Here is a 12,116-nt window from a genome sequence, read left to right on the forward strand (position 1 = left end):
CATAGTTTGTGCGGGGAAAGTGATGCTGATGTCTGCTAGCAATTATTCAGGTAGTAATGGAATAGACATGCCTGAACAAGTGCGCAACCAGGCAATAGCCATGGCCCATTGTAGACAAGGGTGAGAAGCAAAGAGGCGGCTGGTAAGGTCGCGTAGTAAACAAGGTGACCTTGAGTATAGCGGCTGCACAGCCAGTGAACTGGCAAACCGATGACGAGCCAGCCGATCAACGAGAAAGCAAGGTAAAACGCGGACAATAAAGTCATGCTGGTAAACAAACGCACCAGCTCCATCGGGCTGAATAAATCATCAAGCATCAGGCTAGCCATACCCAGCAGTAACAGCAGGCCGGTATAAAAAACACTTTTTACTGCTGCACTGTCCCAGTTACCGTTCAAAATACATACTCCTTACTGCCCAGAGATGTGTGGCTGCTTATTCTATCCTCAAGATCGTAGTTTATAGTACACTATGCGTTATTCTTGTGTCGCGTGGTTGGACGAAGTAGATAGCGTGTTCCCCAAGCCACTTAGTCAGACACAGCCAGATTTAATAAGGTAGAAAACGATGAGCAGAACAGGTATCCAGTGGTTTCCCGGACATATGAACAAGGCGCGCAATGAGATCAAAGAGATCATGCCGCAGATGGATGTGATTATTGAAGTACTGGATGCCCGCATTCCTTATAGCAGCGAAAACCCTATGGTGGCACAGCTGCGAGGTGATAAGCCGGTCATCAAAATTCTGAATAAAGCCGATCTGGCAGATCCTGAATTGACACAAGCCTGGATGGATTATTTTGAACGTGAAGATGGGGTGAAAACTCTGGCATTTGGCCATGACAAAGGTAATGACGTTCAGCGTATTAACGCGCTATGTAAGAAACTGGCACCGCATAAAGTCGGCCAGGATAAGCAGCTTAAGGCGATGATCATGGGGATTCCCAATGTCGGTAAATCAACGTTGATCAATATTCTGGCGGGGCGCATTGTTGCGAAAACGGGCAATGAGCCCGCGGTGACTAAAGCCCAGCAGCGTATTAAGCTCGAAGACGGCATAATGCTGTACGATACACCGGGCATGTTATGGCCAAAAGTTGAGAACGAAAATTCGGGCTATCGTCTGGCTGCAACCGGGGCTATTCGTGATACTGCAATCAACTATGAAGAAGTTGCCAGTTACACCGCCGAATATTTGCTGCAGGCTTACCCACAGCTTTTGCAGGCGCGCTACAAAATTGATGAGTTGCCGGAGTGCGACTGGACCTTTATTGAAATGGCTGGGCGTAAGCGAGGTTGTATCCGAGGCGGTAACCAGGTGGATACGCACAAAATGTCGGAGATCCTGATCAACGAATTACGCGATGCCATCATAGGTCGTATCACCATGGAAACACCGCAAATGCGTGATGAAGAGGAAGAAATGGTCGCGCAGTTGCGCCAGGCGGCAGAAGCGAAAAAGGCAGCCAAAGAGGAAGAAAAACGTCAGCGTCGTGCTCGTGCGCGTAAAAACCGTCGTTAAGTTTTGCTTTGCATAAAAATCAGGCATAAAAAAAGCCCGGGGCAGGGCTTTTTGATTTCATATCTACCGTCACCGATATGAGCAATGTAGCAAGTAAAATAGTGAGTTGGTTGCCTGTGAGCCACATTAAGGGGCGTTAATGTTTTTCACCTGCAACCAGAGCTTTTTGCGTAAGCAACACGTACTTCTGAGTCGAGAAACAAATTAAGTACTACAACAAAATGAGCCGTCAATCTCGTTTTGTTGATAATGATTATCAATTAGATTGGCGTGATTGTCAACATCCTTTTGAAATTAATTCTCATTTGTATTTGTGGGATGTCTGGATGATAAATTTCGGGCATAAAAAAAGCCCAGTGCAGGGCTTTTTTTGTGTTCATATCTACCGTCACCGATATGAGCAATGTAGCAAGTAAAATAGTAAGTTGATTGCCTGTGAACCACATTAAGGGGCGTTAATGTTATTCACCTGCAACCTGCGCATTTAACGTGTGCATCACGTGTTTCAGGGTCGAGAAACAAAAATACGTACTGCAACAAAGTGAGCCGTCAACCCCGCTTTGTTGAGAGTGATTATCAATTAGATCTGGGTGCCTGTCAATTCTTTTTTGAAAATAGTTCTCATTTAGTTTGGGCTGCGAGTTCAACGTAGTTCGTTGTCATGCCATGTTTCAGCGCTGTGCTTTAGGTGATGTGTTTTTAGAAAAGCGCTCTGGAGTGAGCTGTTTTTAATCCGGAAATGAAAAAAGCCCTGAGGAGGGCTTTTTGAGTTCATATCTACCGTCACCGATATGAGCAATGTAGCAAGTAAAATATAAGGGGGTTGTTGAGTTACACCAAGGGGCGTCAATGTAACTCAGTAACAACCAGTGCTGTTATCGTGCGCAACACGCGTTTCAGGGTCGAGAAACAATTAGAGTAACAAAATGAACCGTCATGTCACTTTGTTGATATTGATTATCAATTAGATCTTGGTGCTTGTCAATTACTTTTGAAAATAATTCTCATTTACGTTTTGTGGTCGTATATCGCGCAGACGAACTATAACGATGCCGAGCGACTGGCACAGATCAAAACATCGCATTGTGTATCACTCTGATATACGGCCATCAGGTGCATAACAAAGCGCTTATTGGTGCGCCTGCAACCAGTAATAGTAGTCCGTGGCATCGTGAATATCGACACGCTGCTGCGCGGCTTCCAGCTGGTCAATAACCTGGTGTAACTGTGCCGGATTTTCCCAGGTTTCACTGACATCGACGCCAAGTCTCACAGAAAATGTCGGTGAGGCCAGTGCTCGTTCATCAGTCGTGGCGTTCATAATTGAAGCACTGCTATCCCGCTCGTAGGCCATAATTGAAATACCATCCAGCACATTGGCCAGTTCCGTAAAAAAAGCGCTTCCCCGATCTGGCCAGTTGATATTGGTTGAGCTGTCATACCAAGTTGGAATGTCAGCATAAAGTCTTATCTTTGCCATCTTCTGAGTATCGAGTAAGGCTCTGATTGCTTTAAATGTATCAATGAGTTGCCACAACAAAGCCTGTCGTGACTGGGCTGTGCCTTGCTTCCACTCACTGAGTGCATGGGGCTCAATATCCAGATGAAGCGCCGTAAATTCGGCATGAGGTGCGGCATTGTGCTGATAGTCGATAAAACGGGTCTGTAATTTACTCAGCATCTTGCTGTGGTTGTTTGGAAAAACCCAGGTGTTTTGTGCCATCAGATAGTGTGACCGAATCCCCTGCGTTGCAAGTGTTTGATTCCACTGTGCGACGGCCTGAGGGTGAGTCGATGTATATTGCCCGTAGGAACCATAGACAACAGAAATATTCTGTTGCTGCAGTAAATCAATCAAGGTTTGTTGTTCAGATTGTGCGGTGATCATAGAGGAAGCACCCAGCGGGTCGTCCCCTTTTTTCCACAGCCAGGTTGCGCGTTCAGATGCCTGAATGGCAACACTGGTCGTGAGTGCTAGTATCGAACCGAGAAAGATGTGGCGCTTCGCCATTGTTAGACTCCTTATTGATTGTTTTACCGTCGACAGTATGTGTCAGACATATTCCATGATGGGTGCTCGATCCCAGTACCAAATTGCCGTATAACTAACCTTAAATAACAAAAAATAAACAGGAAATTTATGCTAAGTTTGCTTGGCTTAATCGGTGCATTGGCATTGCTGATTGGCCTTACCCTACGCGGGGTTAACTTGTTCATCGCCGCGCCCTTGTGTGCATTAATCGTGGCGCTGACCAGTGATATTGCCATTTTTAATGGCACCTCGGAACAACCTTTTGTGTCTCTTTATATGGCTGGGTTTGCCGGATTTTTGCAAGCCTGGTTTTTGATGTTTCTGCTGGGCTCTTTGTTTGGCAAGTTCATGGAGGACACGGGGGCGGCTGATGCCATCGCCCATTACGTGATAGGCAAAATCGGGATGAAATACGCGGTACTTGCCGTGGTACTGGCGTGTGCGCTACTGACTTATGGGGGGGTCAGTGTGTTCATCGTGGCTTTTTCTGTTTATCCGATGGCTTTGAGTTTGTTTAAAGATGCGAATTTGCCCCGACGTTTTATCCCAGCGGTGCTGGCATTTGGTTCAGTGACCTTTACGATGACCTCTGCAGGCTCTCCTGAAATTCAGAACTGGATCCCCATTAAGTACCTCGGTACATCGCCCTATGCCGCCTGGCAGGAGAGTCTGGTGGTAGCCATTTTTATGGCGGGATTAGGGTATATGCTGTTGAGTTGGATGATCCGTCGGGCTGTGGCGAACGGAGAGTGTTTTGTGTCCCGCCATGATGATCCCGAGCAGGTTCAGAGGCGCTTGCCGCATCCGGTTACAGGCTTGTTGCCCTTACTGGTCGTACTTATATTGTCCTTCACTTTGCATGACGCACTGCAACAAAACGCGCTGATCGTTGCTCTGCTGGGCGGGGTACTCACAATTTTAGCAATTAATTTTAAGCACTTTCGCAATTTATCTCAGGCGGTCAATCTTGGTACCACCGGCGCTTTAGTGGCAATCGGGAATACGGCTGCGGTGGTCGGTTTTGGCGCAGTAGCCAAAGGCACGCCGGCGTTTAATGAAGCTGTTGCCCTGATGACCAGCATTCCAGGAAATGAGCTGCTAGGCGCCGCCATCGCGGTGAGTGTAATCGCGGCACTGACAGGATCAGCGTCGGGCGGACAGGCCATTGCGCTGCCACTGGTCGCGCCACATTATATGGACTTAGGCGTCGATGCCAATCAACTACACAGGGTGGTGGCTATCAGCTCTGGAGCACTCGATACCTTGCCACACAATGGGTATGTTGTGACGACCGTGCGAGCAATCTGCGGGGAGAAGCATCAGGATGCCTACTGGCCATTAGCGGTACTGACGGTCCTGGTCCCTTTATTGGGCGTCGGGCTTATTCTCGGGTTATTTATATGGTTTTAAGTGACTTAAAGGCAGACACCTGTGACGGCGTCGAATTAGGTCGTTAAGACCCTGATTTGGGTAAGTCTGAGCAGGGTGAGCGGGCCATTTTAATCGTAAAAATGGCCGTTTATTTGCGCCATTCGCGGGGCTTTTATTACTCATTAAAACAGGGGCAGCCTTTATCTGACGGTGTTTAGGAGCATACAAAAGCCCTATAAGCAAAATACATTCCACTATAAATCACTTTTTTCTCAAATTGATTGCATTTTAGACGACTTGAAGGATGATGTTCGCCTAAAGAGGTGATATACTCCCGCCGAATAATTTTTCTACTTTAAATAGAGTAAAACAATGGCAGATTTATCGAAATACAGAAACATTGGTATTTTCGCGCACGTTGATGCGGGTAAAACTACCACCACTGAGCGTATTCTAAAGCTTACTGGTAAAATCCACAAAACGGGTGAAGTACATGACGGTGAGTCTACTACTGACTTCATGGAGCAGGAAGCTGAGCGTGGTATTACAATCCAATCAGCAGCGGTAACTTGTGAGTGGAAAGGCCACCGTTTAAACGTTATCGATACTCCTGGACACGTTGACTTCACTGTTGAAGTATATCGTTCACTGAAAGTACTAGACGGTGGTATCGGTGTATTCTGTGGATCTGGCGGTGTTGAGCCTCAGTCTGAAACTAACTGGCGTTATGCGAACGAGTCAGAAGTTGCTCGTGTTATCTTCGTAAACAAGCTGGACCGTATGGGTGCAGACTTCTACCGCGTAGTAGGTCAGGTTGAAAACGTACTTGCTGCTAACCCGCTGGTTATGACGCTGCCAATTGGTATCGAAGACGAGTTCTGTGGTGTGGTAGACGTACTTTCTAAGAAAGCATACGTATGGGATGACACAGGTCTTCCAGAAAACTACGAAGTGCAAGACGTTCCAGCAGACATGGTTGACAAAGTCGAAGAATACCATGAAATGCTAATCGAAACTGCAGTTGAGCAAGACGACGACCTGATGGAAGCGTACATGGAAGGTGAAATGCCTTCTGTAGAGCAAATCAAAGAGTGTATCCGTAAAGGTACTCGTGATCTGGCATTCTTCCCAACTTACTGTGGTTCAGCGTTCAAGAACAAAGGTGTTCAGCTGGTACTAGACGCAGTTGTTGATTACCTGCCTGCACCAACAGAAGTTGATCCTCAGCCTCTGACTGATCCAGAAACAGGTGAGCCTACTGGTGAAGTAGCAACTGTAGATGCTGATGAGCCGCTTAAAGCGCTTGCGTTTAAGATCATGGATGACCGTTTCGGTGCCCTGACCTTTATCCGTATCTACTCTGGTCGCATGAAAAAAGGTGACACTGTACTTAACTCTGCAACTGGTAAAACAGAGCGTATCGGCCGTATGGTTGAGATGCAGGCGGACGAGCGTAACGAACTGACTGAAGCACAAGCGGGTGACATCATCGCGGTTGTGGGTATGAAGAACGTTCAAACTGGTCACACACTGTGTGATCCTAAGCATGAGTGTACACTTGAAGCGATGATCTTCCCTGATCCGGTAATCTCTATCGCGGTAGCACCTAAAGATAAAGGTGGTAACGAGAAGATGGGTATCGCAATTGGTAAGATGGTTGCAGAAGATCCGTCATTCCAGGTTGAAACTGACGAAGATTCAGGCGAAACCATCCTTAAAGGTATGGGTGAGCTTCACCTGGACATCAAAGTTGATATCCTTAAGCGTACTTACGGCGTAGACCTGATTGTTGGTCAGCCTCAGGTTGCTTACCGTGAAACTATCACACAGGAAATCGAAGACAGCTACACGCACAAGAAGCAGTCTGGTGGTTCTGGTCAGTTCGGTAAGATCGACTACCGCATCAAGCCTGGTGAGCCTAACTCTGGCTACACTTTCTCATCTTCAGTTGTTGGTGGTAACGTTCCTAAGGAATTCTGGCCAGCAGTTGAGAAAGGCTTCAAGATGATGATGGACGAAGGTGTTCTGGCTGGCTTCCCGGTACTAGACGTTGAAGTTGAGCTGTTCGACGGTGGTTTCCACGCAGTTGACTCATCAGCAATCGCGTTCGAAATCGCAGCAAAAGGCGCATTCCGTCAGTCAATCCCTAAAGCAGGTCCTCAGCTTCTTGAGCCTGTGATGAAGGTTGACGTGTTCACTCCAGAAGACAACGTAGGTGACGTAATCGGTGACCTTAACCGTCGTCGTGGTATGATCAAAGACCAGGAAGCTGGCGCAACTGGCGTACGTATCAAGGGTGAAGTACCACTATCTGAAATGTTCGGATACATTGGTCACCTGCGTACTATCACGTCTGGTCGTGGTCAGTTCTCAATGGAATTCTCTCACTATGCACCTTGCCCGGCAAACGTTGCTGATGCAGTAATTGCAGCTGAGAAAGAGAAAAAAGCAGCTAAGTAATTAGTGATTTTTTTCTGAAAAAAGGCCGCATTCGCGGCCTTTTTTATTGCCTGTCACTGCAAGATGTGGAGTGTTGAATCCAGCGGCTCCAAAACCTCCCTCATCACTCATTTAGATCGTTCGCTTTCTATCGGGGTACAAATATAAATAAAATTATACCGCTTAACCTGTGCGTAAATCAGCAGTTAATTATTGCTAAAATAACACAAATGGACTTGATTTAGGAACTCTGCAACTTTATCATTAGAACTCAGATTCTGTTGATTCTGCCTGTAATTGAGTAAAATTGGGAGGTACTCATGAGAACCATAGATTTGGATATCAGCTGGTTTGCCGTGTTAGCCACGTTATGTGGTATTTCATTGTGTTATGGGATGATGACATTGGTGGCCCTAAATGGGATTGCGTCGTCATTGATGGTTTTAGCGTTATTGGTTGTTGCATTGGTTGTATTGACGACACTGACCAATAAGCGCTTTGTACATATCGATAAAGCGGGAATTTGCTATCGTACATGGATGAAAACACAGTATGTGCACGCAGATGAAATAGTATCACTCGAGCGACAAAAGCTGGGTCCGCTGAGCTGTTTAAGGGTTGTGCTTAGTAACAACCGAAGATTAGCATTTCCTTACTGGTCTATTGATGATGTTGAGCTGCAAAAAGCTGCTCAGCTGTTATCTGTTCCTGTATTGGAAAGTAGCAGCCAAGTAAAAGCTTGAACATACCAAATCACCAAACAGGGTGATTAAGTGTATAAACTGAGAGCAAACAAAAAATGCGCCTTCTGGCGCATTTTTTCTATTCGTACAGTACAGACTTAATCTGATGATTAAGCCTGTCCATTTATACGGTTGTGTTACTTCGTGCGACGGCGCAGGAATGCCAGAGGCGCTGCAAACAGTGCAAGCCAGCCGAAACTACCTGAATCATCATCGTCGTTGTCATCGCCTCGTTTAACGTCTCTGACATTGACAACCACTTCAACCTGCTCTGACAGATTGCCAGCACTGTCCTGTGCCTGAACCATGAATTCGATACGATTATCGTACTCGTAGTCTAGCTCACCAGCGACAAGCAGCTGTCCTGACGCGTTGACGGTGATGACATTGGTGCCAGTGACAATAAAGCGTTCAACAGGAGTGACCGCTGAGTCTGCATCAGAGAAGTCCAGCATGCCAATAACCGTTTGTAACGGGGTATTCTCATCAACAGTGAAGCGCTGACCTTCAGCAATGACCGGGCGAGGATCAACAGGTGGTTCGCCTGCAACGGTTTTCACTTCGATGATCACAGGGTCGTGATCTGATGCGCGATAAGCGTGGTCGGCATACAGCTCTGCAATTTGTGCATCTGTACGGTATTCCGTGTTGTAATCCAGCATACGCGGCTCATCGGCATTGATGTGCCAATCTGTTGCATCGGTTACTTTGCTCAGTAACGATTGAGAAGCAACGGCGTGATCCAGACTGCCCAGACGACCAGAGTAGTTGTAAGAATAGCCCAGAGTATTGCTATCCACATGCGCAATCACGCTGCTCAGGCCTTTGTCTTCGAACGCGCGCATAGGATCTTCCATTGCGTACGCATTCATGTCACCAACCAGGATTACATCAGCATCGTCGTTACCGGTCGGGTTAGTGGCAAGCCAGTCTGCAAACGCATTGGCCCCTTCGGTACGGATGGCGTTCCAACAGCCCTGACCGTCGCCCTGGTCTGCATTGTCACCTTCGGCACTACCACACCCCTTAGACTTCAGGTGTGCAACCGCAACTGTGAACTCTTCGTTGTTATCTAGCTTACGGAAGCTCTGTGCTGTTGGCGGGCGGTTACTGTAGTCAAACGGTGCCGCAGTTGTAAAGCTGGCTGTGCCCGCTTCTTCAACAGTATCAGTACGATAGATAATACCGGTTGTGATGTCGTCTGTACCAATCTGAGAGGCGTTAAAATCGACATAGGCATAGGTATACTGAGATTCAGCATTAATGGCCTCCACCAGGTCTGCGACTGCGCTGTGCTCACCGAAACCGTCGTTTTCCAGCTCCATCAGACCTATCACGTCTGCGTCCAGTGCCGTAATTGCGGAGACCAGCTTCGCTTCCTGACGCACCAGTTCTTCAGCTGTGTCTGCACCGCGAGGGGTTGGGAAGCCACCACCTTGACCGTCACCGTTGAAATAGTTCAGAACGTTGAAGCTGGCAATACGCAGATCGCCTTCACCTTTGAGTTCAGGTGCTTCAGTACGCTCATTGGTGTTGCTGAAAGTCGGCGCTTTTGTTGGGTTTAGGCGGTATTGACCAAAACTATAGGCAATAACCCCTTCCAGATTAGTGACTGTGTCACCCAGACGGATTGTTTTATAGGCATCCAGACCTGTGCTTGGGTAAGGGATCACTTCTGGGTTCTGAACAGTAGAGCCATCGTCCATCAGTAGGAATTTTTTGGTGTTTTCAGCTTCTAACGCGTTGGCTGCATCGCCAGGCATTGCCACCTGTGTGCCCTGGTAAAGGCGTTCTGTTGCCAGGCCAACTTCACCATAACGGCCCAGGTTGTATGTATCCGCTACAACCATATCCTGAGACAGGCTAACCAGCATACCTTCAACCGCTTCCAGATCGCTTACTTCTTTCACAGGCAGAGTCAGCATCTGTGCCTGAACATCGGCGTTGCCGCATACTTCAAGTTGAGTGACATTGCCTAATTGCGTCGCGTTGTAGAACTCCTGAACGGTGCCCTGTACGCGAACCTGATCGCCTACTTTAACATCGACATCTTTGTAGTATACAAACAGACCTTCTGAGGTCATGCTGTCTTCGTCCATATCCGCTGTCAGTGACTGAACAAAGAAGCCTTTAAGTTGGTTATCTTCTTGAAGATCAGCAGTCACAACGGCTTCAATCGTCACAACTTGATCTTTTAGCGGGCTTTCATCTGTATTGCCCTGAATTTCATTAATTTTTGTGCTTGCATCGCCACAGACCAACGGCTCCGGCTTATCATCATCGCCACCACCGCCGGTGTCGCCATTATGGCTACCTAGGCCACTGAAATCGTCTTTATCGAACTGTACCCACTCGGCGCTAGGATCAAACTCAGCATCGAAGGCGGTACGGCCTGTCGTTACTTCGATATTGCGGCGCAGTGTTTTGTCCTTTGTCGCGACGCCGTTGTTTTCCCAGTTGCTGCCTGGATCAAAGCCAACTTGGCCAAAGCTGTCCACAACAGTATCGCCATTGCGTAACACAATTGCGTCGTCGCCATTGTACCAGCTGCCGCCAATAGTCAGCTGAGCAGCGTTGAGTACGGTGTCGACTGCACTGCTGTTAGCAATCACATAGGTACCGCCTGCAGCAATTTCGCCGCTAAGCTCAATCGTATTAGAGGGATCGGTACCACCATTTGAATAATAACTCAGCGTGTAGCCATCGAGTGATATTGCGTTTTCTGAAGTATTGAAAAGCTCAACTGCTTTGTTGTTTGAGCTACCTTCAATGTACTCTGACATGATGACCTGAGCCTGCACAGGGGCAGTTGCTGCGGCCACAAGAAGTGCCAGTGGAGTGAATTTTGTTTTTATCATGTTTTTTCCCGTGTGTAGTTTAAACCCAAATGGGTACATAAGCTTACGGGGGCTATGTTACACAAAAATGACACAATGTTAATCAGAAAAATGCAAAAAAGGAGCAATTTATTGCTCCTTTTTTAATAATTACCTATTATTTATTTATCATTCAACCAGATAGCGGCTTGCTTTGCGAAATAGGTCAAAATGCCATCGGCACCAGCACGTTTAAAGGCGAGTAATGACTCCATAATGGTTGGTTTTTCTGCCAGCCAGCCATTATCTATGGCAGCCTTATGCATAGCATATTCGCCACTCACCTGATAGGCAAAGGTGGGCACGCCGAACTCGTCTTTTACGCGACGTACCACATCCAGATAGGGCATGCCGGGCTTGACCATCACCATGTCAGCACCTTCTTGTAAGTCTAATGCTACTTCGCGCAGTGCTTCATCTGAATTAGCGGGATCCATCTGATAAGTCTTCTTATCTGCCCCTTTAAGGTTCCCAGCAGAACCGACGGCATCACGGAATGGACCGTAATAGCTGGAGGCATATTTGGCGGAGTAAGCCATAATGCGCGTATGAATATGCCCTGCTTCTTCCAGTGCATCGCGAATTGCGCCTATGCGCCCATCCATCATGTCTGATGGGGCAACAATATCAGCACCTGCGTCGGCATGAGACAGCGCTTGCTTGACCAGTATCTCCGTCGTGACGTCATTGATCACATAACCATCATCATCAATGATGCCATCTTGACCATGGGTGGTGAATGGGTCCAGTGCCACATCGGTGATCACCCCCAGCTCAGGACATTCACTTTTCAGTGCGCGTACTGTGCGTTGAGCCAGCCCTTCAGGGTTGTAGGCTTCTTCAGCGTGTAAGGATTTTTTATCTGCTGGGGTAACCGGAAATATCGCTATGGCTGGTACGCCTAACGCTACCAGTTCTTTCGCTTCTTCTACCAATAAATCAATCGACAGGCGCTCAATGCCTGGCATGGAAGGGATGGCTTCTTTGCGGTTTTTGCCTTCCAGAACAAATACCGGATAGATCAGATCGTTTACCGTTAGTGTGTTTTCACACATCATACGGCGAGAAAAGTCGTTTTTGCGCATACGGCGCATACGCGTATAAGGAAAAAGATCCAGTCCTGATTGAGCCACG

At 47.4% G+C, this 12,116-nt stretch carries 8 protein-coding genes; 4 read left to right on the top strand and 4 right to left on the bottom strand.

Features of this window, described 5'->3' with window-relative positions:
* Positions 1-35: 35 nt before the first annotated feature.
* The gene (locus tag CWB98_RS17390; RefSeq protein WP_138546010.1) at positions 36-398 is read right to left on the bottom strand and encodes a hypothetical protein; all 363 of its coding nucleotides are present in this window, start codon (positions 396-398) and stop codon (positions 36-38) included.
* A gap of 169 nt (positions 399-567) precedes the next feature.
* On the opposite strand from CWB98_RS17390, the gene ylqF reads away from it, so the two are divergent.
* A complete protein-coding gene (gene ylqF, locus CWB98_RS17395) occupies positions 568-1,521 on the top strand; it encodes a ribosome biogenesis GTPase YlqF (protein WP_138546011.1) in 954 nt (317 codons plus the stop codon).
* Between the two features lie 1,129 nt (positions 1,522-2,650).
* On the opposite strand, the gene CWB98_RS17410 is transcribed toward ylqF, so the two are convergent.
* Positions 2,651-3,532, bottom strand: a complete 882-nt coding sequence (locus CWB98_RS17410) for a hypothetical protein (RefSeq protein WP_138546014.1) — start codon at positions 3,530-3,532, stop codon at positions 2,651-2,653.
* 129 nt (positions 3,533-3,661) lie between these two features.
* On the opposite strand from CWB98_RS17410, the gene CWB98_RS17415 reads away from it, so the two are divergent.
* From CWB98_RS17415 to CWB98_RS17425, 3 genes are all read left to right on the top strand, one after another.
* Complete coding sequence (locus CWB98_RS17415; protein ID WP_138546015.1) at positions 3,662-4,963, top strand: GntP family permease; 1,302 nt, start codon at positions 3,662-3,664, stop codon at positions 4,961-4,963.
* A gap of 333 nt (positions 4,964-5,296) precedes the next feature.
* A complete protein-coding gene (gene fusA, locus CWB98_RS17420; RefSeq protein WP_138546016.1) occupies positions 5,297-7,384 on the top strand; it encodes an elongation factor G in 2,088 nt (695 codons plus the stop codon).
* 299 nt (positions 7,385-7,683) lie between these two features.
* Positions 7,684-8,106, top strand: a complete 423-nt coding sequence (locus CWB98_RS17425) for a hypothetical protein (protein WP_138546017.1) — start codon at positions 7,684-7,686, stop codon at positions 8,104-8,106.
* Between the two features lie 137 nt (positions 8,107-8,243).
* Here CWB98_RS17425 and CWB98_RS17430 read toward each other — a convergent pair whose 3' ends face one another.
* Both CWB98_RS17430 and hemB read right to left on the bottom strand, forming a co-directional pair.
* Positions 8,244-10,964, bottom strand: a complete 2,721-nt coding sequence (locus tag CWB98_RS17430; RefSeq protein WP_138546018.1) for an ExeM/NucH family extracellular endonuclease — start codon at positions 10,962-10,964, stop codon at positions 8,244-8,246.
* Positions 10,965-11,104: 140 nt separating this feature from the next.
* Positions 11,105-12,115 carry a porphobilinogen synthase gene (gene hemB / locus CWB98_RS17435; protein ID WP_138546019.1) on the bottom strand — a complete coding sequence of 337 codons (1,011 nt, stop codon included), beginning with the start codon at positions 12,113-12,115 and terminating at the stop codon, positions 11,105-11,107.
* Position 12,116: the final 1 nt, after the last annotated feature.

The sequence above is a fragment of the Pseudoalteromonas rubra genome, from assembly GCF_005887115.1.
Classification (GTDB): domain Bacteria; phylum Pseudomonadota; class Gammaproteobacteria; order Enterobacterales; family Alteromonadaceae; genus Pseudoalteromonas; species Pseudoalteromonas rubra_F.